21 protein-coding genes and 1 pseudogene are annotated in these 23,167 nt (G+C 58.5%); 10 read left to right on the top strand and 12 right to left on the bottom strand.

Annotation, left to right across the window (positions count from 1 at the left end; genetic code table 11):
- Window positions 1-314: pseudogene (locus tag DY251_RS06875) on the top strand (hypothetical protein); the annotation flags it as partial.
- Window positions 315-324: 10 nt separating this feature from the next.
- Complete coding sequence (locus DY251_RS06870) at window positions 325-2,148, top strand: hydantoinase B/oxoprolinase family protein (protein ID WP_116623111.1); 1,824 nt, start codon at window positions 325-327, stop codon at window positions 2,146-2,148.
- Here the strand turns inward: DY251_RS06870 and DY251_RS06865 are convergent.
- A complete protein-coding gene (locus DY251_RS06865) occupies window positions 2,140-3,132 on the bottom strand; it encodes a GlxA family transcriptional regulator (RefSeq protein ID WP_116623110.1) in 993 nt (330 codons plus the stop codon). The two genes, DY251_RS06870 and DY251_RS06865, sit on opposite strands and share 9 nt — an antisense overlap.
- Before the next feature lie 148 nt (window positions 3,133-3,280).
- Window positions 3,281-4,138, bottom strand: coding sequence for a LysR family transcriptional regulator (locus tag DY251_RS06860; protein WP_116623109.1), 858 nt, complete (start codon window positions 4,136-4,138; stop codon window positions 3,281-3,283).
- Between the two features lie 95 nt (window positions 4,139-4,233).
- Here DY251_RS06860 and DY251_RS06855 point away from each other — a divergent pair, with 95 nt between their 5' ends.
- The 7 genes from DY251_RS06855 (at window position 4,234) to DY251_RS06825 (ending at window position 12,285) form a co-directional block, all read left to right on the top strand.
- Complete coding sequence (locus tag DY251_RS06855; protein ID WP_116623108.1) at window positions 4,234-5,589, top strand: aspartate aminotransferase family protein; 1,356 nt, start codon at window positions 4,234-4,236, stop codon at window positions 5,587-5,589.
- Window positions 5,586-6,005, top strand: coding sequence for a cobalamin B12-binding domain-containing protein (locus tag DY251_RS06850; protein ID WP_116623107.1), 420 nt, complete (start codon window positions 5,586-5,588; stop codon window positions 6,003-6,005). Before DY251_RS06855 ends, DY251_RS06850 begins: the two co-directional genes overlap by 4 nt.
- Window positions 6,002-6,997, top strand: coding sequence for a methylmalonyl Co-A mutase-associated GTPase MeaB (gene meaB / locus DY251_RS06845; protein ID WP_116623106.1), 996 nt, complete (start codon window positions 6,002-6,004; stop codon window positions 6,995-6,997). Before DY251_RS06850 ends, meaB begins: the two co-directional genes overlap by 4 nt.
- The gene (locus tag DY251_RS06840) at window positions 6,994-8,685 is read left to right on the top strand and encodes a methylmalonyl-CoA mutase family protein (RefSeq protein WP_116623105.1); all 1,692 of its coding nucleotides are present in this window, start codon (window positions 6,994-6,996) and stop codon (window positions 8,683-8,685) included. Before meaB ends, DY251_RS06840 begins: the two co-directional genes overlap by 4 nt.
- A 7-nt stretch (window positions 8,686-8,692) precedes the next feature.
- Complete coding sequence (locus DY251_RS06835) at window positions 8,693-9,448, top strand: enoyl-CoA hydratase/isomerase family protein (protein ID WP_116623104.1); 756 nt, start codon at window positions 8,693-8,695, stop codon at window positions 9,446-9,448.
- Entirely contained in the window at window positions 9,445-11,079 is a 1,635-nt protein-coding gene (locus tag DY251_RS06830; RefSeq protein WP_245415877.1) for an AMP-binding protein, read from the top strand. The genes DY251_RS06835 and DY251_RS06830 overlap by 4 nt, the downstream gene beginning before the upstream one ends.
- 87 nt (window positions 11,080-11,166) lie before the next feature.
- Complete coding sequence (locus DY251_RS06825) at window positions 11,167-12,285, top strand: branched-chain amino acid ABC transporter substrate-binding protein (RefSeq protein WP_116623103.1); 1,119 nt, start codon at window positions 11,167-11,169, stop codon at window positions 12,283-12,285.
- 85 nt (window positions 12,286-12,370) lie between these two features.
- Here DY251_RS06825 and pldH read toward each other — a convergent pair whose 3' ends face one another.
- The 7 genes from pldH to DY251_RS06790 form a co-directional block, all read right to left on the bottom strand.
- Window positions 12,371-13,117, bottom strand: a complete 747-nt coding sequence (gene pldH / locus DY251_RS06820; protein WP_116623102.1) for a pyridoxal 4-dehydrogenase, SDR-type — start codon at window positions 13,115-13,117, stop codon at window positions 12,371-12,373.
- A gap of 30 nt (window positions 13,118-13,147) precedes the next feature.
- Window positions 13,148-14,326, bottom strand: coding sequence for a pyridoxamine--pyruvate transaminase (gene ppaT / locus DY251_RS06815; RefSeq protein WP_116623101.1), 1,179 nt, complete (start codon window positions 14,324-14,326; stop codon window positions 13,148-13,150).
- Between the two features lie 25 nt (window positions 14,327-14,351).
- Window positions 14,352-15,158 (bottom strand): 4-pyridoxolactonase, encoded by an 807-nt coding sequence (gene pldA / locus DY251_RS06810; protein ID WP_116623100.1) that lies wholly within the window; start codon window positions 15,156-15,158, stop codon window positions 14,352-14,354.
- Between the two features lie 47 nt (window positions 15,159-15,205).
- Window positions 15,206-16,141, bottom strand: coding sequence for a putative B6 ABC transporter permease subunit 1 (locus DY251_RS06805; RefSeq protein WP_116623099.1), 936 nt, complete (start codon window positions 16,139-16,141; stop codon window positions 15,206-15,208).
- 3 nt (window positions 16,142-16,144) lie between these two features.
- Window positions 16,145-17,242 carry a putative B6 ABC transporter permease subunit 2 gene (locus DY251_RS06800; RefSeq protein ID WP_116623098.1) on the bottom strand — a complete coding sequence of 366 codons (1,098 nt, stop codon included), beginning with the start codon at window positions 17,240-17,242 and terminating at the stop codon, window positions 16,145-16,147.
- The gene (locus DY251_RS06795) at window positions 17,239-18,810 is read right to left on the bottom strand and encodes a putative B6 ABC transporter ATP-binding protein (protein WP_116623151.1); all 1,572 of its coding nucleotides are present in this window, start codon (window positions 18,808-18,810) and stop codon (window positions 17,239-17,241) included. The genes DY251_RS06800 and DY251_RS06795 overlap by 4 nt, the downstream gene beginning before the upstream one ends.
- Window positions 18,811-18,887: 77 nt before the next feature.
- Window positions 18,888-19,865 (bottom strand): putative B6 ABC transporter substrate-binding protein, encoded by a 978-nt coding sequence (locus DY251_RS06790; RefSeq protein ID WP_245415876.1) that lies wholly within the window; start codon window positions 19,863-19,865, stop codon window positions 18,888-18,890.
- Window positions 19,866-20,015: 150 nt separating this feature from the next.
- Here DY251_RS06790 and DY251_RS06785 point away from each other — a divergent pair, with 150 nt between their 5' ends.
- Entirely contained in the window at window positions 20,016-20,441 is a 426-nt protein-coding gene (locus tag DY251_RS06785; RefSeq protein WP_116623096.1) for a hypothetical protein, read from the top strand.
- A 39-nt stretch (window positions 20,442-20,480) separates the two neighbouring features.
- Here the strand turns inward: DY251_RS06785 and DY251_RS06780 are convergent, their stop codons facing one another.
- Genes DY251_RS06780 through DY251_RS06770 form a run of 3 tightly spaced genes read right to left on the bottom strand, consistent with a single transcriptional unit; the run spans window position 20,481 to window position 23,165 of the window.
- Window positions 20,481-21,491 (bottom strand): ABC transporter substrate-binding protein, encoded by a 1,011-nt coding sequence (locus DY251_RS06780; protein ID WP_116623095.1) that lies wholly within the window; start codon window positions 21,489-21,491, stop codon window positions 20,481-20,483.
- Window positions 21,492-21,525: 34 nt separating this feature from the next.
- A complete protein-coding gene (locus tag DY251_RS06775) occupies window positions 21,526-22,341 on the bottom strand; it encodes an ABC transporter permease (RefSeq protein WP_116623094.1) in 816 nt (271 codons plus the stop codon).
- Window positions 22,338-23,165 (bottom strand): ABC transporter ATP-binding protein, encoded by an 828-nt coding sequence (locus tag DY251_RS06770; protein ID WP_116623093.1) that lies wholly within the window; start codon window positions 23,163-23,165, stop codon window positions 22,338-22,340. The genes DY251_RS06775 and DY251_RS06770 overlap by 4 nt, the downstream gene beginning before the upstream one ends.
- Between the last annotated feature and the right edge of the window lie 2 nt (window positions 23,166-23,167).

Below are 23,167 nucleotides of genomic sequence, written 5' to 3'. Positions count from 1 at the left end.
CCGCCGCTCACCGCTTTGGGGAAAGGTTCACATGGCTCAATTCTCAGTGGAAATTAGACGCCTACCCGGCTCACTTCTGGGTGGAAATCAACAGTCTGGCGAGAAGCGAGCAATCGGCACGCCTCCCAGCGCGAGCAGTACGCTTTCTTGGGACTGGCTGGCTGGACGCCGAGGTCTGGCGGCTGGAAGCTATTCCAGAAGCTCAATCGATACATGGGCCGGCGATCATTGAGTCTGATTTCACGTCGATCGTCGTCGATCCGGGCGCTGTCGCCCGGCGCGACGCTTCCGGCAACCTCATCATCTCAATCTAAGGGGGTTTCAATGTCGGACATAAGCTCTGTACCGGCGGAAGCCGCGACCGAAAGCGCGATGGACGGTTCCACTCTCGCGCTGCTGACTGCGCGCTTCGAAGGCATTGCCCGCAAGATGGCAAATACGCTTCACCGCACCGGGCGGTCGGGCATCCTTACCATTGCACGCGATTTCTCATGCGTGGTGCTTACCGCGCAGCATGAATTGCTGGCCACCGCCGAAAGCCTTCCGAACCACGTTTTGCGAGGGCCGGAGATAATGTCGCGCACCATGGCAGAGAACCATCCGGTGCTGCGTCGCGGCGATGCGTTTCTTCACAACTCGCCCTACCACGGCTGCACACATCCCGCCGACCATTCGATCCTCGTGCCGATTATCGACGATGAGGGTCGACACCGTTTCACGGTAATGGCCAAGGCGCATCAGGCGGATTGCGGCAATTCGCTGCCGACGACTTACATGGGTTCCGCCATCGATGTTTATAATGAGGGTGCGCTGATCTTTCCCGCTGTGAAGGTTCAACAGAACTACGAGCACGTGATGGACATTATCCGCATGTGTCAGTTGCGAATCCGCGTGCCTGAACAATGGTGGGGCGACTATCTCGCGACGCTCGGAGCCGCACGCGTCGGCGAGCGCGAAATCATGGCATTGGGAGCCGAGATCGGCTGGGACAGGCTCGCGGACTATGCCTCGCAATGGTTCGACTACAGCGAACGCCGCATGATCGAGGTGATCCGCGCTCTGCCTGCCGGACGCGTTACGCGCTCCAGCACGCATGATCCATTTCCCGGTACACCCGCTGAGGGCGTCAAAATAACCGCTACTGTGGAGATCAAGCCGGAAGAGGCGATGATCGAGGTCGATATGACCGACAATCCCGACACAATGCCCAACGGACTGAACCTTTCTGAGGCCTGTGCGCTTTCGACACCGATGATCGGCGTTTTCAACTCCATCGATCACACCGTTCCGAAGAATGAGGGCAGCTTCCGACGCATAAAAATCCATCTGCGCGATGGGTGTGTAGTCGGTCGTCCCCGGCATCCGACATCGTGCTCTGTCGCGACGACCAATATGGCCGACCGCGTGGCAAACCCCGTTCAATGTGCGATAGCCGAAATCGCGGACGGGTTGGGTCAGGCAGAGACCGGGGCACTCATACCCCCTTCCTGCGGCGTCGTTTCTGGCGTGCATGACGGCAAGCCGTTCGTGAACGAAGTCTATCTTGGCTGCACAGGCGGAGCGGGTACGCCATGGACGGATGGCTGGCTAACAATCCTGCACGTGGGCAATGCCGGCATGTGCTACCAGGACTCCATCGAAGTCGATGAACTGCGCCACCCGATTTTCGTTAAGGCGCGACGCCTTATTCCGGATTCGGAAGGAGCGGGGCGTTTCCGCGGAGCGCTCGGAGCTTATTCTGAGTTTTCACCGGTTGGATGCAGTATGACTGTGGCCTATGTCAGCGACGGTAACGTCAATCCCGCGACCGGCGCGCGCGAGGGAATGTCTGGTGGCGCATCTGCACAGTTTCGACGCAAGGCAGATGGTTCGCTCGAACCCGTGCCAGCCTGTGCAGAGGTTCTGATTGCCGAGGGCGAGGCTATGGTCTCGATAAGCGGCGGAGGCGGAGGCTATGGACATCCGTTCGAACGTGACCCAATGCGCGTTGCGCATGATGTCCGCGAAGGTTGGGTCTCGGCCGAACGAGCGCGGCAGGTGTATGGGATAGTGCTGTCTCCAGATGGTTCCCCGGACCTCGCCGCCACATTGGCCTGTCGCGATCAGATGCCAGGCTCGAGAAAGGGCATTGGGCCGACGTCAGAGTGATGCTTTTGTTGGATTAGCGTCGCGATCGGGGCGCATGCGGGTGCGAAGTTCGCTTGGCGAAACCCCCGTATGCTGCCTGAACACGCGGCTGAAGTGGCTGGCGCTGATAAATCCGCTGCGAAACGCGACTTCTGCAATTTGCAAGCTTTCATCGGCGAGCAATTTGCGCGCAAAGTTGATGCGTACAGCACCGTAGGCGTCAGCAGGACCCATGCCGAGTTCGAGGGCAAATCTGCGCTCAAGCTGGCGATTGGAAATTTGTAGCTGGCTCGCGATCTCTGCAATTGAAAGAGATTCATGCAGATTGCTTTCCATCAATAGAAGCGCGCGTTTCACCAGGCTGCTGGTCGCGCCGGGGAACATGTCCGAGATGGGTTGAGGGTCGCGAACGCTTCTGATCCTATCCAGCATCAGAACGTTGGCCGCCTTCTGCGCCGACACGTCGTTGAGATATTTCTTTACAAGTTGACCTGCCAAGTCGGCAGCGCCGGTACCTCCGGCGCACGTCGCCCGGCTTCGATCAATCAGATACAGGCTATCCGCGCGAGCATCGACGTTCGGAAATGATGCCCGGAAGTCTCTGATGTGAAACCAGCTCACACATGCGCTGTGGTTGTCGAGGAGGCCGTATCGGGCAAGCGCAAAACTTGCGGTGCAAAGACCGACCAGCGGCTTTTTCAAGCGCGCCGCGGCCAGCAGAAACTCTTCCTTCTCACGGCTCAGTTCGTGAGTGGCTTTCAAGAGGCCGCCGACAACGACAATATGATCGTAGCTCTCTGGATTACCAACATCGCAGGTGGGCAATATTTCAATTCCGCAACTGGATCTCAGCGGAAGACCGCGTTCGCCGACAATCTGCCAGTCAAACGCCACGCGGCGGCTGCGATCACCATCGTCCCCCGCCAGCCGAAGCGTATCGATGAACAGAGAAAGGGGCGACAGCGTGAACTCCCGCGCGAGCAAGAACGCAAATTTTATTGTCACCGAACTACCTCGCGGGATGTGCGCATCTGATTACCGGCAGATCAATCCCTTACCACAAATGCCAATGATGCGACGAAAGCGGCGCTGAGGCGACCTCGGAAATGGTAGCATCCCCCTTGCCCCCGCCAGTCTCGGCCACACGCTTGGATTAGAGCGTTGGAAGCACACGCTTGATGTGGTCAGCAAACGCCACGGCAGCGGGCGACGGACCAAGTTCTGAAAACTTGATGAGCATACCCAACACTGACAATCTTGGCATCGGAGCTCCTATGATGAAAAGGTCAGGCGGCACTGCTTCCTTCGTCATCACGCTGATCGCCAGCCCAGAGCGCGCGATGCCGATCAACCCGGCCAGACTGTTACTCGCATGCGCAATTTTGTAGCGAAGGCCAGCCCGAGTCATTGCATCGCAAGCTGCCCGATGATCCATGGCATTGGAGGCCGGTAAGGCCAACGGAACGATTTCACCGAACCCATGATCTCCCAGCGTCGGCCTGCTGCCAACCCAAACAAGTGGTTCAGGTCGCAGAACCTCCTGCGAATCCGTAGCGTTTGGCGTCGATATAAGTGCGAGGTCCAGTTGGCGCGCATTTATCAGCGCCTTCAATTCCACTGTGGGCGCGGAAATCACCTTGATCTCGACATTTGGGTAGAGTGGGCCGAAACTGCGCAAAATCTCTGCGAAAAACGCAAAAAGGTAGTCTTCCGGCGATCCGAATATGATCGTGCCCTGCAGACCCTTGTCTGAACAACTCAGCAGCGCCTCGTCCTGCAGGCGCAATATCCTCTCGGCGTAAGCGAGAAACCGCTCACCGCTGCCGGTGAGGCGGACGCCGCTTCCGCTGCGATGCAGCAGGGCCTGTCCGATCAACTCCTCCAGTCGTTGCATCTGCATGGTCACGGCAGATTGCGTGCGGCCGACCTGAACCGCAGTCGCGCTCAGTGAACCCGAATGCGCGGCGTGGATGAATGTAACGAGGAGGCGCGGGTCGATTGTCGTGTACATATCAATCTCATTGATATCGGATCACAAATACTATCAATTTTACCTCTGCACAACCCAGCGCTAATTCTTGCCTGTTCACCTTCAGGGAAAAGCCGATGTCAAAAAATCAGGAAGCGGCGTTCTGGGCAAAAGCCAGGTCCCATATGGTTCGTTATGGCGGCGCGTTCGACCCTGCGATCATTGAGCGCGCAGAAGGCTCCTTCGTCTATGACGCGGACGGCAAGGCGATCCTCGACTTCACCTCAGGGCAGATGAGCGCCGTACTCGGCCATTCACATCCGCGCGTCGTTGAAACCGTTCAGCGGCAGATGGGTCAGGTAGCCCACCTGTTCAGCGGCATGCTTTCCCGTCCGGTTGTCGACTTGGCGGAGAAGCTCGCCGGGCTCGTACCGGGGCTTGATCGCGTCCTGCTTCTTTCGACGGGCGCGGAGTCCAACGAGGCTGCCATTCGCATGGCAAAGCTGGTGACCGGGAAGCACGAAATCGTCGCATTCTCGAAAAGTTGGCACGGCATGACAGGTGCTGCGGCAGCGGCGACTTATAGCGCAGGCCGCAAAGGCTACGGGCCGACAATGCCCGGCTCCATGACCATCCCTGCCCCAAACAGCTATAGGCCGCGCTTCAAGAATCTGGACGGGACGCTGGATTGGCAAACAGAACTCGACGATTCCTTTGCACTTATCGACGCCCAGTCCACCGGCAGTCTGGCCGCCTTCATAGCCGAGCCCATACTCTCGAGTGGCGGCATGCTTGAACTGCCTGCTGGATATCTCAAGGCGCTCAAGGAGAAATGCCACGAGCGCGGCATGTTGCTGATCCTTGACGAAGCGCAAACCGGCGTAGCGCGCACCGGGAACATGTTTGCGTTCCAACGCGACGCGGTGACGCCCGATATACTCACGCTGTCGAAGACCATCGGCGCGGGCCTTCCGCTCGCTGCTGTGATGACGACGACGGAAATCGAACAGGCGGCGCATGAGCGCGGCTACCTATTCTACACCACACACGTTTCCGATCCGCTGCCCGCTGCGGTTGGCCTTACAGTTCTAGAAGTTGTCGAGCAGGAAAAGCTGGTGGAGCGCTCACGGCATTTGGGCAAGAGGCTTTTCGATGGCTTGCTAGATCTCAAACAGCGCCACGAATGCGTTGGAGACGTGCGTGGCCGCGGGCTTTTCATCGGGCTGGAAATCGTCAAGAGCAGGTCGACCCGCGAACCTGACCACGAGCTTGGCGCCAGCATTGCGCGCGAAGCCTTCAGGCGTGGATTGAACATGAACATAGTCAAGCTGCCCGGTATGGGTGGGGTGTTCCGAATAGCGCCTCCGTTGACCATTTCCGAAGCGGAAATCGATCAAGGGCTTGAAATCATCGGGGAGTCGATCGCGCACGAAACCATGCGCGTCGGAAAGCTGACGCGCGCACACAGCGACCTTGCCGGAGCCGCAAAATGAAGTCGGCGCAAACCGATGTCATTCGCGTGCTGGTCGCAAAGCTCGGACTGGATGGACATGACCGCGGGGCGAAGGTGGTGGCACGCGTGCTGCGCGATGCTGGCATGGAGGTCATCTATTCGGGCCTCTACAAGACACCGGCACAGGTGGTGACGGCGGCGATCCAGGAAGACGTAGACGTCATTGGCGTTAGCCTGCTTTCCGGGTCGCATGTTCCCCTGTTCCGAGAACTCGGGCGGAACCTTCGCGAGCAGAAGGCGGAGCACATCTTCGTTGTCGCTGGGGGAGTGATTCCTGAGCGGGACTATCCGGCACTTCTGGAAAGCGGCGTTGACGTGGTCGTGCCGCAGGAAGCGCGCGCCGAGGTCATCATATCCGCGATCAGGGATCTGGTGACGGCGAGAGGGCGCAAATGAGTGCGCCCGTCCGTTCCGTAGGGACAGCGCGCCCGGCCTACCGGGCCTCGATGGACCTTGTCGGCGAAGTCCGCGAAGGCCGCGTGTCGGCAATCGCCCGAATGATCTCACGAGCCGAGAGCGGGCACAGCGAGGCCGCCGCGGCGCTTGCGGAGATTTACCGACACACTGGCCGCGCGCACATCGTCGGCATAACGGGCGTGCCCGGTGCCGGCAAATCGACGCTTGTCGCGTCTTTGATCAAGTCCTTCGCTCGCGAAGGCTGCAAAGTCGGGGTCATCGCCATCGATCCAAGCAGTCCGTTTTCAGGCGGTGCGGTACTCGGAGATCGCGTTCGCATGACCGATGCGGCGGAGGCGACGCAATGCTTCGTGCGCAGCATGGCGACTCGCGGCCATCTGGGAGGGCTGGCGCGTGCAACCCTGCAAGCCGTCGATGTGCTCGACGCCGCAGGCTATTCGCCCATTTTCATCGAGACCGTCGGCGTGGGCCAGGACGAGGTCGAAGTTGTGACGGCGGCACATACGGTTGTCGTTCTTTCAGCGCCCGGCCTTGGAGACGACGTGCAGGCAATCAAGGCAGGAATTCTCGAGATTGCGGATATTCACGTCGTCAGCAAGGCGGATCGGCCGGATGCCGCCGCAACTGTCTCAGCACTGCACGGAATGATGTCGCTGGGCAGCACTCGACCCCAAACCAGTTGGAGCACGCCCGTGCTCGCTGTCAGTTCGGTGTCGGGAGAAAAGATCATGGAACTCAAGCAGGAGATTTCTCGTCACTGGATGCACCTTCAGGAGACTGGCGAGTTGGCTGATCGCCAATTGGCCATGAGCCGGACGCGTATTCTCGGAATGGCGCGCGACCTTTTCCAGCAGAAGTTCGATGAAGATGACGACGCGCTCGAAACGCGGCTGCATGCGGTCAAGTCGCGCAAGTTGGACCCGGCTTCCGCAGCACGCGCACTCCTGGGCTGGGAGGACGATTTTTCATGACGCTGTATTCCAAGGCGGCCATCGATGAGGTCCGCACCCGCCAAGGCGAATGGGAGGCGCGCGAACTCGACGCCGCGCTGCGCTCGCGACCTGAAGAGAAGGAGCGCTTCGCGACCGAAAGCGGCATTCCCCTCAAGCGCATATATACGGCCGCGGATGTCGCCGATATTCCCGCGAGCGATCTGGGTTTTCCGGGTGCCTATCCTTTCACGCGCGGCGCCTACCCGACAATGTATCGCGGGCGGCCCTGGACGATCCGGCAGGTTGCCGGTTTCGGCAATCCCGAAGCCACCAACCAGCGCTACAAATACATGATCCAGACTGGGCAGACCGGTCTTTCGACGGACTTCGACCTTCCGACGCTGCTTGGGCTCGACTCCGATGATCCGATGTCATTTGGTGAGGTCGGACGATGTGGAGTGGCCATCGACACAATCGAGGATGTCGACCGGTTGTTCGATGGAATCGATCTGGAGAAGATTTCCGTATCCCTTACGATCAATCCATCCGCCTGGGTCGTCTATTCCATGTTCGTCGCGGTCGCCGAGCAGCGCGGATGTGATTTCACCAAGCTTTCCGGAACGCTGCAGGCCGATCCGCTCAAAGAGTACGTCGCGCAGAAGGAATGGATCTATCCGGTCCGTCCTGCCGTCAGGCTGCTGCGAGACCTGATCATGTACAGCGCCAAGGCGACGCCAAGGATCAACCCAATCAGCCTTAGCGGCTATCACCTTTCCGATGTGGGTGGCAACGCGATCCAGGAGATCGCCTTCATCATGGCTTTCACCATCGCTTATTGTGATGAGGTGATCGAGGCCGGCATGAATATCGACGACTTCGCCCCTCGCCTGTCGTTTTTCTTCATCAGCCATCAGGATTTTTTCGAACAGATCTGCAAGTTCAGGGCCGCCAGACGCGTTTACGCCAAGCTCATGGCCGAGCGGTTCAACGCGAAAAAGCCAGAATCCATGCGGCTGCGGGTCCACGTCCAGACCGCAGCGATGAGCCTCACGAAAATCGAATACCAGAACAACCTGATGCGGACCGCCATCCAGGCTCTGGGTGCTGTGCTTGGAGGATGCCAGAGCATGCACACCAACGGGCTGGACGAAGCCTTCGCAATCCCTACCGAAGAGGCGATGAAGCTGGCCATACGCACGCAACAGATCATCCGCGACGAGATCAACGTGACTTCGGTGATAGACCCCCTCGGGGGCTCCTATTTCGTCGAACGCCTGACCAAGGACATGGAAGACGAGATTTGGAAGGTCCTGCATGAAGTCGACGAGCGCGGAGGCGCCATCAAGCTCGTGGAAGAAGGTTGGTTCCAGCAGAAGCTGGCCGACTCCGCATATGAGACATTCAGGAAGATCGATAGCGGCGAGAAGATCTCCGTCGGCGTCAACCGATATGTCGACGAAAGCAGTTCAGCGGCGGATGCCGACATCCATCCTTATGACGACGACTGCACGCAACTGCAGATCGATCGGCTTAATGATGTGCGCTCGAGGCGCGACAATGCGCTGGTGACGCGGCTTCTGGACGAGCTTGCCGAGCAGGCGCTGAGCGACAAAACGAACCTGCTGCCCAAAACCATCGAACTCGTGAAGGCGCGCGCAACACTTGGCGAGATCTGCAGCAGGCTCCGAGACGTCTGGGGCTCTTACGACGAACCTCTGATAGTGTGAGGATGCCTTGTCCGACGCCATAATTCTCAATTTCGATGGCACTGTTGGCTGGATAACGCTCAACCGCCCCGAGCGGCTAAATGCGATGAACCGGCAACTTGTCGACCAACTCGCCGCAGCTCTGGAGAAGGCAGAAAACGACGATTCCGTTCACACGATCGTACTGCACGGCGAGGGCCGCGCATTCTGCTCCGGCGACGACCTGAAAGATCTCGACGCGCAGACGGCTTCAGAGGCGCAGACTCGCGATTGGGTCAACGCCATCCAGAACATAACGCTGCTCATAATGCGCTCGAAGAAGATCGTAATCGCTGCTGTTCATGGCTGGTGCGTAGGCGGAGCACTGGAATGGGTCATAAATTGCGACTTCAGCCTCTTTGCCGAAAACACCCGCTGGTTTTTCCCTGAAGTCGGTTATGGGCTGTTCGTTACTGGCGGCGTAACCGCCCTGCTTACGAAACAGGTTGGTCCGCAGGTCGCCAAGGAACTTATGATACTGGGCGAAAAGCAAGATGCGCAGCGCGCTCTTGATCTCGGGATAGCATGGAAGATCGTACCCGACGGCGAACTGCTGGATGAGGCAAGGCACCTCGCAGTGCTGATTGGCACACGCCCACTGGGCGCCGTTGCGAAAATCAAGCACGCCATCAATGAGGGCTTCCACTCTTCGCTCGATACCGCGATCGCACGCGAAACCGAAGCGACCATCAGCGGCTTTCTCTCCCCCGAAGCCCAAGCCCGGGCAAAAGCCTTCAGATCATGACCATGACAATTCACCAGATCCACACGCCGCATATCATTCCCGGCCATTCGGATCGGGAAATCGAACTCCGTGTGCTGCCAAAAATCCTGCAGCATCAGGCCGAGCGGTTGGGCAGCACAGCGTTTATTGACATCTGCGGCCGCACGGCGAGCTTTGAGGAAATGTTCGCCATTTCAGGCGAGCTTGCGCATGGCCTGCAGCGCCTCGGGGTGAGCAAGGGCGACCGTGTCGCACTTTTGCTGCCGAACTGCTTCGAATTCGTCGCGCTATGGTTTGCAATCTCCAGGCTGGGTGCGATCGAGACTCCGAACAACCCAGGCCTGAAAGGAGATCTTCTCCGCCACAACTTGACAAATTCGGGCGCGGAAACGCTCGTCGCGGATGCTGCTTCACTGCCCGAAATCGCCAGCATTCAAGCTCAAATCCCGGCGATCAGAACGCTTATCCTCGTGGGTGCCGACCCTGATGACGCACGCGCGGCCGGCATCCGCATCGCTCGCATCTGCCGGTATGAGGACTGCCTTACATCGCAATCTGATTTCGACGCAGTCGATTTGCACTACACGGACCCAATGGCGATCCTCTACACGTCCGGGACGACCGGGCCGGCCAAGGGCGCGTTGATGTCGCACCACCACTGCTACGCGTGGGCGGCGGCGATGGCGCTGAATCTCGGATATACGTGCGACGACAGCTATTTTTCCGCACTGCCGCTGTTTCATACCGATGCGCAGATGTTCGGTGTGTACCTGCCGCTGATCTATGGCACCAGGGCGACGCTCGTCGATCAATTCAGCGCCTCGCGATTCTGGGAACAGGTTCGCGGAAGCGGTGCCACAGCGACCAACATGCTTGGCGCGATGGGCGTCATCCTCTCTCGTGCGCAGGCTGCGGAGGTCGACGAGAGGAATTCAATACGCGTTTGCCAATGCATCCCGATGGTTCCGGACCAGTCATCTTTCGAGCGCCGGTTCGGGCTGAAACTGGTTACGGGATATGGTCAGACCGAAACGAGCTTCGTCACGCTCGACACGGCGGACAATGGGCGTGACGGCTCTTGCGGGCGTCCACATCCAGATTGGGAGGTCGCCGTGGTCGACGAATACGACCAGCCGCTGCCGCCCGGCAGCGTCGGAGAGATCGTTTCGCGGCCACGCAAGAACTGGAGCATGTTTTCCGGCTATTTCAACGCCGAAGCCAGGACTGTCCAAACCTTGCGGAACCTCTGGTATCACTCCGGCGACGCGGGCTGCTTCGACGAAGATGGGTGGCTTTACTTCAAGCACAGGCTCAATGAGGCAATACGCCGGCGAGGCGAGAATATCTCGGCCTACGAGGTCGAGAGCATTGCAGAGCGTCATCCGGACATCGTCGAGTGCGCCGCCTTCGGTGTCGCTTCGGAATTCACCGAAGAAGACATCATGGTCGTCGCGATGCGGCGCGCCGGTTCGCAGTTCACACCGGCACAGCTGATAGAGCACTACGCCGCCAACGCGCCGCGCCACATGGTGCCGCGCTATGTCGAGATCGTCGATGCGCTTTTGCCGCGAACGCCCACGGAAAAGATCGCCAAAAGCACCCTCAAGCAGAGGGGCGTGACGGAAGCGACGTTCGACCGGGGAGCGCGCTAGCAGAGCAGGATTCCAACGGCCTTCTGCGCAGGCGCGGGCAGCGCATGAAGGCTTTTATCAGCGCCCGTGTAAAATGGGAGAGCATGCATGAAACGGACACTCTTTAGCGCAGCGCTGATGGGCGCGGTATTCTCGTTCGGTGGGTCTGCCTGGGCAGACATAACCATCGGTGTCGCCGGTCCAGTCACCGGTCCTAACGCCGCTTTCGGCGCACAGATTCAGAAGGGCGTCGAACAGGCGGCGGAAGATATCAACGCCGCCGGAGGCATTCTCGGTGAGAAGATCAAGGTTCAGGTCGGCGACGACGTTTCCGACCCGAAGCAGGGAATCTCGGTTGCAAACAAATTCGTGGCTGACGGTATCAAGTACGTAGTAGGGCACTTCAATTCCGGTGTGTCGATCCCTGCATCCGAGGTCTACGCCGACAATGGCGTGCTGGAAATCACACCTGCTTCAACCAATCCCGTCTACACCGAGCGCGGACTCTGGAACACCTTCCGCACCTGCGGGCGCGACGACCAGCAGGGTCAAGTTGCAGCCGACTACATCGCCAGCCATTTCAAGGATGCCAAGATCGCCATCATCCACGACAAGACGCCTTACGGACAGGGACTGGTCGACGTTGCGAAGAAGGTGCTGAACGAAAAGGGCGTCAAGGAAGTGATGATGGAAGGCATCAACATCGGCGATAAGGACTTCTCGGCGATGATCGCCAAGATGAAGGAAGCCGGTGTGACGCTGATCTATTTCGGCGGACTGCACACCGAGGCGGGGCTTATCATGCGGCAGTCAGCCGATCAGGGCCTGAAGGCAACGTTGTTCTCGGGCGACGGCATGGTCTCCAACGAACTGGCCTCAATCGCCGGCGATTCCGTTATCGGCACGCTCAACACCTTCGCGCCCGATCCGCGCAAAAATGCGGATGCGAAGGAGTTGGTCGAGAAGTTCCGCGCCAAGGGATTCGAACCCGAAGCCTACACTCTCTACTCGTATGCGGCGCTTCAGATTGTTGCCGCAGCCATCGCCAAGACCGGTTCGGCCGACGATGCTCAGAAAGTTGCAGAAACGATCAAATCTGGCGGGCCATGGGCAACGGCCATCGGTCCTATCGGCTACGATGCAAAGGGCGACATCACACGCCCAGACTACGTAATCTACGAGTGGAAGAAGGGCGAAGACGGAAAGCCGACATACTCGCAGATGTAATGCCAACAGTTACGGTTTAATATTGAGGAATGTCAGGCTCTGCTAGTGGTCCTTCCAGAGCCTGACATTCCGCTTCTTATAGTGGCTAGTGCCTGACCATGCCCGCGTCGACATTCAGCGTCTGGCCGGTGATCCAACGCGCGTCTTCGCTTGCGAGAAATGCCACCGCATCAGCAATATGTTCGGGCTGTCCCTTGCCCTTGACTGCCTGAAGCATCTCGACAAAGCCGAACGCCTCATTGTGGGGGCTGTCCTTGACGCCATCGCTCTCGATCAGGCCGGGCGTTACCGCATTCACCGTAATGTTGTACTTGCCGAGTTCCGTGGCCAACGCGCGCGTAAAGCCGATCACACCGCCCTTCGAGGCAACGTAGGCCGCCATATTCGGCGTTCCAGCGAAGAACGTATTGGAAGCGATACTGATCACCCGCCCGGCCTTCTTGTTCGCACGCATCTGATCGGTCGCTGCGCGCGTAACGATGAAAGTGCCGGTAAGATTGACGTCGATAATCTTGCGCCAATGATCGAGGTCGACTTCGTCCCATGCGATGAAAGGAACAATACCGGCATTGTTGACCAAGATGTCCACGCCGCCAGTCAGTTTCTGTATCTCAGCGAACAGCGCCTTGACCGCTGCAGGGTCGGAAATGTCTGCAGCAATCGCTTTCGTTTTTCCACCAATAGAAGCGGCAGCAGCCTTGATGCCGTCAACGTTAACATCGCTTGCGATGACGGTAGCGCCGTCGGCTGCCAGCCGCGCCGCAATTGCTTTGCCAATGCCCTGAGCGGCACCTGTGACCAAGGCCGTCTTTCCCGCGAGTCGTTCACTCATAATGTTTCTCCGTAGTCCGATGATGTTCGTTCAGGCGTCGGCGTCGATGACTGCCATCGCCGCTTCTACTCCCTTGCCAACTGCAAGCTTTTGGCCGGCCGCATTCAGAGCACCACCAAACGCAGTCAGCGCTGCTATTGCGTAGATGGGCTGCGCCGTTGGCCCCATGTGACCTATGCGTGTCAGCTTCCCCAGCGTTTCGCTGCGGCCAGAGGAGAACACCACGCCGTAGCGGGAGCGCGCTGCCTCTCGAATTGTCTTTTCATCGACACCTTCCGGCGTGCGAACAGAGGTCGTTGTTGGCGATGCAATCTTGTCGCTGGCTGCCCAAATAGAGAGGCCCATGGCTACAACTCCGGCACGCATGGCCTTTGCCGTCAGCGCGTGGCGCGCCCACACCGCCTCCGGTCCTTCGTTCAGGTATAGGTCGAGCGCGGCATCGAGCCCGTTGATCTCCGCAACTGCGGGGGTAAACGGGAATGGTTGATCTCGCGACCATGCATTTTCCCAATCGACAATGCTCAACATCGACGCGCGAGGTGCCGCTTTGTTGGCCTTCATCTTGGCCCAAGCGCGCTCGCTGACGCCGAGAATTGTCAGCGCTGGCGGCGCACCCAGGCATTTGCCTGGGCCGGTAACATAGATGTCTGCTTTGCAGTCATCGGGATGCGTCTTCATGCCGGCAAAGGATGAAACCGCATCTACGATCAAATAGCCGCCATGTGCCGAAACGAGCGCGCCGATCTCGTCGATCGGATTGATGGTGCCCGAGGGCGTGTCGTGATGACAAACCGACACGATGGTGATTTCCGGATGGGCCTTGAGCATATCGGCGACGGCCTGCGGATCGATCGCCTCATTGTATGGCACTTCGATCTCCAGCAGGTGAGGCGAGTAACGCTTTGCCCAATAGCCGAAGCCCTTGCCATAGACGCCGGAGACGAGATTGAGCACAACGTCGTCAGGCGTGATTAGCGAGGCGGCGGCAGCCTCAAGGCCAAGAACGGGTTCGCCGTGCAGGATGACCGGCTTGCTTGAAAGGCGCATCGCCTTCTGCGCCTTGCCAACGACATTCTCGTAAAAGAGTTGGAACGCCGGATCGTAATCATAGAGCACTGTGCGGCCAAGGCCGCGCAGCACTTCCGGGTAGCAATTGACGGGCCCGGCAGTCAGCGTAATGACTGGATTGGCGTGCTCGGAATAACGCATGATCAAATCTCCAGATTGGCCGCCATCAACCGTAGAACTGCGTGCCGGTCTTGTAGGTTTTGAAGTTGTCCATATCGTGCGAATACATCAGCTCCGCACCGTGATCCTCGGCGAGCTTTTTCACCTTACGCATTGAGTTCACTCCCGCCACCGGGTCGATGTGGAAGGCTGCCTGACACAGTGTTTCAAGGCTCTTCTGCGTATAGGCCGCATCGATTGTGAACATGATCGGCTTGCGCTTGGGAAACTCCACCAGCAGGCTGTAATGGCCAATCGAATGGCCCGGCGTCGAGATCAGCTTGACGCCCTTGGCGAGTTCGATGTCGCCTTCGATACCTTCGAAGGTCGAGTTTGCGCGTGTCGTGCCTTCAAGCAATTGCGCAGTAGCGCCACGCGCTTCGGCGGCCTCTGCAGAGAAGCTGAGGTCCGAATAGCCGAGATGTTCAAAAGGCTGCGGATTGCAGGCCTGCGGCACCTCAGAGCGATGGCATATCTTCTTCGCGTGCGGGAAGTATTTGTTGCCGCCGCAATGATCGAAATGGAAATGCGAGTTGACGACGACGTCGATGTCTTTGGGTTCGAGCCCAAGCAATGCGAGCGCACCTGGAATGGTCTGGTGCTTTTCCTGGATCGGCTTCTCGAACGGAAGCACCTTCATGACATGGTCGAAGTCATAGCCCGTATCAATCAGGAACCGGCCTTCATTATGCTCGATCAGGATCGAATAGACCGGAAAACGCACTTCGCCGCCGGGGCCGCGATTCCAGAATACATGATAGCCGTCGAGGACGAGCGAGCCGCCGTCGAGCAGGTAAACCTTGGTATCCGACATAATTACCTCCTGTTGTTGCGCGGTTTGCGTCCGCGCATGTGTTGCTGTCAGCGGGCCCCGCGTTCGTAAGGTATGCCTAGTGCGGCGGGCAGGCTGGCTCGCCGACCGAACAGCACAAGCATCGCCATAACTGCCAGGAACGGCAGCATTTGTATGATATCTGTTGGCATGTTGATGCCCGCCACCTGCATCGCGGTCGTAAGCGACAGGCAGACGCCGAAGACGAGCGCGCCAACCAGCACCCACACCGGACGACCGCGCGCAAGCATGGCCAGAACGATGCCAAGGAAGCCCGCTCCGTTGGTGATGAATGGAATAAACAGCCCAGCGCCTACATTGGCGAGATAGGCACCGCCGAGCCCGGCGAGAGCGCCCGTCGTCAGCACCGCGATGGTGCGCGTTTTCATGACGTCTATGCCGGCAACGTCGAGTGCGGCGGGTTTGTCACCGGCGGCCTGCAAATTGAGGCCGAGCTGAGTACGCCGATAAATGTAGCTCATCACGAACACCAGCGCGACCGCCAGATAGACAATCATGTGATGCTTGAAGAATGCAGGTCCGATAACCGGGATATTGGAGAGCAATGGAATAACGGTGGCATCAGCCGCCGGCAGACGGGGATAACTGCGCGAGAACTGGAAATGGTGCAGCAATGCTGTCAAACCCTCCACCCCGAGCGTCAGGGCTATGCCAATGACAATCTGGTTCAGCCCGATGCGTACACAGAGCAGCGCCATGATGAGCGCCACCGCGACACCACCCGCGATCCCAGTGAGGAAACCCAGCCAAAGCGACCCCGAATAGAACGCGCCAACGAAACCGAGATAGGCACCCGCCAGCATCATGCCTTCAATGCCTATATTCAGCACACCAGCCTTTTCCGACATCTGCTCGCCGAGACCGGCAAGCAGCAGCGGGATGGCTGCCGTAATGGCCCCAAACAACAGGGCGCTGAGAAAGACGTCGCTAAATAGCCCGCTCATGTCTCAGGCCTTTCTCGATTGGTTGTAGCGATGGTCAACATATTCAGCGAGGGCGAGCACGATCAGCACGATTGAAATCAGCACCAGCGTAAAATGATTTGGAACGCCGAGGCGGCGCGCTGCGCTTTCGCCTCCGATTGACAACACTGAAAGCAGGAACACAAAGCCGATTGCAGCAAAGCCGTTCATGCGGGCGAGAAAAACGGCTGGAATGACCGCAAGCCCATAGGCAGGGTTCCAGTCGGCCCGCACATTGCCCTGCACGCCGATTATGTCCACCGCACCTGCGAGCCCTGCGAGCCCCGCGGAAATCGCGAAGACCGCTATCGTCAGGGCAGAGACGTTCAATCCGGCATGCACCGCCGCGCGCGGATTGGCACCGACAATCCGTAATTTCAGCCCGAATGCAGTGCGTGTCATCACCAGATGCACAATGATGATTGTGATCAAGCCAAGAACCAGACCGCTGGTGATCGTTGTGTCGAAGAGACGCGGCAAACGGTCTTCTACGGGCAATGTGCGGGTCTGCGGCACAGTCGTGCCGGGATCACGAAAAACCAGCTTGACCAGAACATTGGCAAGCGAAGTGCCCAGAAACGTCATCATCAAAGTCGTGACGATCTCATTGACGCCCTGATAAGCCCGCAGCAGCGCGGGAACGAGCGACCAGATCATCGCAACAATCGTGGCAATGATGAACGCGCAAAATAACGCGAGCCAGCCCGGCATAAATTGAATTAGAACCGGCGCGCTGGCGGCAGCAGCTACAGCACCGAGAAGAAACTGCCCATCGCCGCCCAAATTCCACATGCCTGCGCGAAAGGCCACGATAAGGCCCGCGGCAAGGAACAACAGCGGAGCCATTCGCGAGAGCGTTTGCTGGATTCCCAGCGGCGAGAAAAGGCCTTTCTCCAACACGTAGCCATAATAGGCTAGCGGATCGACGCCAACGGCGAGCAAAATGCAACCCGCGATGATCAGGGCGATCAGAATTGGGCCGAGCGTCATCAGCAATCGATGCAAAATCGCGCGGCGCGTTGCCGCCCCGCTGGTTGCATCGAGCGCGGTCGCGCTGACAGTTGGCGCTGTGTCGATGCTCATGCGGCTAATCCGATCATCAAGCGCCCGACCTTGGTGCGTGCGTCGTCGACGTTATCTACGGTTCCGACAAGCGCACCATCGGCAATCACCGCGATACGGTCGCACATGCTAAGCAGTTCCTCCAGATCGGTAGATATGAGCAACACGGCCAAGCCACGCGCCGCCGTATCGCGGATGCGCTGGCGCGACGCCAGTGTGTTGGCAAGATCAAGCCCGTAGGTTGGCTTGTTGAAGATCACCACCTTGGCACCCTCGGCCAATTCTCGCGCCAACAGCACCTTCTGGATATTACCTCCGGAGAGCCGTCCCACCGGTGTCTTGAGGCTGGGTGTTCGCACATCGTATTCGCGCGCAAGCTGCGCGGCGCGCGCATCGATTTCGCCGCGCTGCTCGACGCCATTGCGCCAGAAAGGCGCGGCGCCGACCTGCTTGAGAAAGAAGTTTATCGAAACCGGAAAGGTGCCGACGGTGCCTTCACCTAACCGGTCGTCGGTCAGATAGCGAAGGCCGATTTCCCGGCGCGCCCCGACGCTTAATGTCTCGATGGCGGTGCGATCTACCCATATGGAGCCGCCCGCGACGGCGCGCTGACCAGCCAAGGCTTCCGCCAGTTGCTTCTGGCCGTTGCCATCGATACCCGCGATTCCGAGAATCTCGCCGGGACGAATGTCGAAAGAGATAGACGACAGGCCGGGTGCGTTTTCGGTCTGCGCAACGGCAAGATCCTTCACCTGCAGTAGCGGAGCCGCTCCAGCAAACGAGGCGGTGTGATCGGGATGCGTGGCAGCCTCTGGGTCTGCTCCCTGCGTGCCAAACATCAACTCCACGATTTCTGCGATGATTTCCTGCTCGCCCAGCGAGCGGAGTCGCTCTGGCGGGATTTCTCCAACCTTCTTGCCAAGCTTCAGTACCGATATGCGATCGCCAAAGGCGACCGCCTCCTTCAGCTTGTGAGTAATGAAAACAACTGCGAGCCCCTGCCCGACGAGACGCCGCATCAATGCGCCCAGTTCGTCAATGCCTTTTGGTGTCAGCATCGAGGTCGATTCATCGAGGATCAGCAAGCGGCTGTTCCTCAACATGGCACGCAATATTTCGACTTGCTGTTGCTCGCCAAGCGAAAGCTCGGACACCTTGGCGCTCAGTTTCAAGGTGATGCCAAGGCTGGACGTGATTTCGGCGACGCGAGCCGCCAGTTCTTCGGTTTTCGGCGTTTGCCACCACGGACCGCCAAGCAAAAGGTTTTCCGCTACGGTCAATGTTGGCACCAGCATCATGTGCTGGAATACCGTGCCTATGCCAAGCGCCAGCGCATTGCGCGGCGAAGTGATCTGTGTCGGCTTGCCGTCGACGAGTATGCGCCCCTCATCCGGCTGCTGCAGGCCGGAGAGCATACCGATCAGTGTGGATTTTCCAGCGCCGTTCTCGCCCAGGAGAACATGCACCTCACCTGGACGAATCGACAGATCGATATCGTCGTTGGCTACAATGCCGGGGAAGCGCTTGGTCACACTCTCAAGTGTGACGATGTCGCGCTTGTCAACGGGGGAGGATGCAGAACCGCTCATCAAGGCCATCACTGGAAACAGGGAATAGTCCAGAGGGGCGACACAATCGCCCCTCTGATAGTTGATCTTCAGCGAGCCTATTGGGCAACGCTGGTCATAAGCGCCCGGACCGCAGCGGCGTCAAAGATCGGCTCAACCTTGATCTTGCCGGAGATGATGTCCTCGCGCACGGTCTGCATCTCGGCCCAGACATCATCCGGGATGGCTGCGGTCTTGAGCAGCTGCACGGAATCATCCTTGAGGCCAATCGAGTAGTGCTTGGTGCCAAACGTGTCGGCCCTAAGGTCGGCAATCATCGCCGCATAGACCGGCTCGATGTTCCAAACGACAGACGACAGCAGGAAGCCTTTGTCGATCGGCGATTTGTCGCCGATGACATCGATGAAATAGACCTTGCCGCCATCAGCCGCCTTGGTCGTTTCAACGGCCTGCAACATTCCGAAGCTCGAACCATTGCCCTGACCGAAGATGATGTCGGCACCTGACGCAATCACGCTTTCAGTAACACGCTTGCCACCTGCGGCATCGCTGTAGGCGGCGGGCCCGATCACCGCGTAGGTGATCTTGACGTCCGGGTTTCCTGCCTTAACGCCTTGCGCGAAAGCAGCCGACTGCGAGTTCCATGATGGAGGCTCACCCGACACAACGATGCCGACGGACTTGGACCGGGACATCTTGGCCGCGAGACGGCCTGCAAGATATGCGCCTTCGTGGCCGCTCAACGTGTAGTCAGCAACAAGGCCCTTTTCCAATCCGGCGGGCGTATCCACAATCGCGACCGGAACTTTCAATTCGTGGGCGATTTCAGGTGCCGCAGTGTTGTAACCGCTTGCGTGAGCGATCAGCAGGCTTGCGCCATCAGAAGCGAGTTCCCGCAACGTTGGACGCACATCGCCGTAACCCAACCCCTGGGCGACGACAACTTCAACGCCTGCGGCTTTGGCGGCTGCCTTTGCAGCGTCGATGCCTTGCTGATTCCAGCCGTAATCGGTGCCTTCTTCAGGTGTTAGAATGGCTATAGACTTAACTTCGGCAGCGTGAACGCCGCCCAACAAGACACCACTCAGTATAGTTGCGCTTGCTAAGTTCCTAAGAATCTTAATCATGCTACCCTCTTTCTTTGATGTTCCAACAAATATTCTTGTTTTTATTGCGCATACGCGAGATATATTACCTGAGAAAATTACCCATGGGGTTCAGGCAAAGTGAAAGCTCCTTATGTTCTGCCGGCATTGCTGGCATTTACATCCTTCGCCAGTGCGGTTGAGTTGCACCATGTAATCGTCCGCAAAGGCACTGATGGTCTGAGCCCGGTGGCGCTGACGATTTCGAACGCAAGCAATGAGGAATTGTCCTGCAATGCAGATTTCGCCCATTGGTATTCGTCCGAGATAACAAGCGTTGGATCGGGCAAGAGTGAGCAGCGCGAGCTTTGGTTCGACCCGAAGACCGGCACATTCACCATCCTCAACGACAAGCGCGAGAACCTGCCCATCGAACGGCTGTGGTGCGGCCTTGCCGGCCGCGCGTACGCCACACGCGTACAGATAACGCTCGATCCAACCGACGCGGCCAAAGGCGAGCGCACCGTTTCGTGCAACATGGGGCAAGCCGGGCTGGCCTGCCTATAGACGCTGATCAACTTGCCCCGTGCCGACACCACTCGTCTCCTATTTGTTTGCCAGGAAGGTGTCAGTGAAAACATCATCAGCTGAAAGTTGCGCCTTGAGGACACCCTGATCGGTGAGTGTCTTCAGCGTTTCTTCCCACTGCTTTTTCGTCATCCAGCCAAGACCGTGCTCCTTGGTGTCTGGGCTGGTGAAGGTCGATGCGATGTCCGCGTTGATCTGCGCCAGCAGCACATCCTTCTTTTCGGCATAACCGGGAACGGCCTTGGCCGTAATCTCGGCGGCTTCCTCAGGATGCGCCACAACATAGTCGAACGCCTGCCTGTACGCCTTTACGAAGCGGGCAACGACGTCGGGCTTTTTTTCGATCATCGCCTGTGAAGTGAACAACCCGGAGCCGTAGGCTTTCCAGCCATGGTCGGCGCCCATCATGATGCTGAGCGAGCCCGGACCACCGGCCTTCGCCTCCAGTTCGGGAACCTCCGCATCGATATAGCCGACAACTGTTTGAACGCGACCGAGGAGCAGATAGCTCTCATAGGGCGGAGACACGCTGTTCAAGGTCATGTCCTTCTCGGAGAGGCCATTTGCCGCCAAAAACCCCCTGAAGAAAATGTAGGTTGAACCCGCGGGGTGAATGCCGATCGTGAGCCCCTTCAGGTCTGCCGGGCTGGTGAGCTTTTTCGTCTTGGCGAGCGAGATAATGGCCAGTGGCGAGTGCTGGTTGACCGCGGCCAATGCCACAACGGGGACATTCTGCGACCGGGCGACTGCAAGTGTGGGCAGATCTCCAAAGCCGAAATCGGCGTTCTCATTTCCCACCAGCCGCATGGCGTCGGGAGAGCCGGAACCCTTGCGAATCTCGCCGACGTCTATGCCGTTTTCTGAAAAGAACCCTTTCTCCTTGCCGACGAAGAACATTGCGTGATTGCCGCGCACGACCCAATCGAGTTGCACATTGACCTTGTCTGCGGCCGATGCCGCGCCAGTTAGGCCAGCGGTGCCGACGAGGGCTGCTAAAGTAATTGCTTTTATAAGCGAGCGTCTCAGCATGTTCGATCCTTTCTAATGTCTCTCGATATGGCAACTACGCGTCGTTGAACTTCGGCCTCCACGGCACCACGATGCGCTCAAGAATTTCGGCGGCGTAATAGAAGGCAACGCCCAGCACCGACACGAGCAGCAGCGCAGCAAAAACGAGCGCGGTATCCAACTGGGTGGAAGCGAATTGGATGATGTATCCGAGCCCGTCCGAAGCGCCCGCGAATTCGCCGACGATAGCGCCGATAACGCTGAGCGTCGCTGCGATCTTGGTTCCCGCCATCAGGCTCGGCAGTGAGTGTGGAACAAGAATTCTGAACAGGATCTGCGTGCGACTGGCACCAACCGAGTTCATCAGTAACAGCAGCGAGTGGTCCACCGACTTCATGCCCGCCAGCATCGACAACGTTACCGGAAAGAAGGCGATCACGAGGATCAGTCCGATCTTCGGGGCCAGCCCGTAACCGAACCAAAGGATAAAGATCGGTGCCAGCGCCACCTTCGGAACGTTCTGAAAAAGCACCACCAATGGATAGAGCGCACGGCCCAGCCAGTCGAAGCGCACGATGATCAACGCAATAGCAATACCGACGACGACTGAAACCACAAACCCGAACAGGATTTCGCCAGCCGTCACGAGCGTCGCCTGCATGAGCGTGTCCCACTGCGCGACCAGCGATTTCGCAACCTCCGTGGGAGCCGGAATGATGAAGGAGGAAATCGAAAAGATCCGCACCGCAGCTTCCCACGCAACGACTATCGCCAGAATGAGCGTGATCGGTGGGAGCCAACTGGCTGCCGCTGCACTCCAGATCGATGCCAGCCGCGAATCGGCGGAATATGTAACAGGCTGATCGGTCATGATGCGCCTCCGGGTTGGTGGCTCGCACGGAGCAGCATGCGCAGGTGGACCGCTTGCTTCACAAATTCGGGATCCTCCGCCACCGAAAGATCGCGCGGATAAGGCAAGTCAATGTCCATGCTCTCGGTAATCCGTCCGGGCCTGATCCCAAGCACATGGACGTGGTTAGAGAGATGAACGGCCTCATCGATGGAGTGGGTGACGAGCACAATTGTCTTGCCGGTGCGCTGCCATATCTCCAGCAGCGACTGCCCCATTGAATCGCGCGTAATAGCGTCGAGTGCGCCGAATGGCTCGTCCATCAGCAGCACAGCCGGATCAAGCGCCAAGGCTCGCGCGATGGCTACGCGCTGACGCATTCCGCCTGACAGTTCATGCGGGTACTTGTTGGAAGCGTCACCCAATCCCACCAGTTCCAGCATCTCCTGACCGCGCGCCTGCAACTCAGCGCGCGAAAGCGACCTGTTGGCGATGCTGAGCAGCATCGATGCGTTATCGACGGCGTTCTTCCAAGGCAGCAGGTTTGCGTCCTGGAATACCAGCCCGATCATGCGCCTGCGCGCCGCCTCTGTTGCCGAAAGCCCGGCGATAGAAACACTGCCGCTGGTCGGCGTCACAAGTCCGGCCAGCACCTTGAGCAAGGTACTCTTTCCGCATCCGGATGGGCCAATAAGCGAGACGAAAGACCCCTGCGGTATGGAGAGATCGATATTTTGCAAAATCAGTTGATTGCCCAAAACGACCGAAACGCCGTTCGCCGTGATCAACTCGTCGGTTTGAACTGCGGTTTGCTTGCGGGCGTTTGCGTGGGCGAGGTGCGACATTG

Source organism: Mesorhizobium denitrificans (genome assembly GCF_003403035.1).
Taxonomy (GTDB): Bacteria; Pseudomonadota; Alphaproteobacteria; order Rhizobiales; family Rhizobiaceae; genus Mesorhizobium_G; species Mesorhizobium_G denitrificans.
This window is presented reverse-complemented; position numbering and strand designations above follow the sequence as displayed.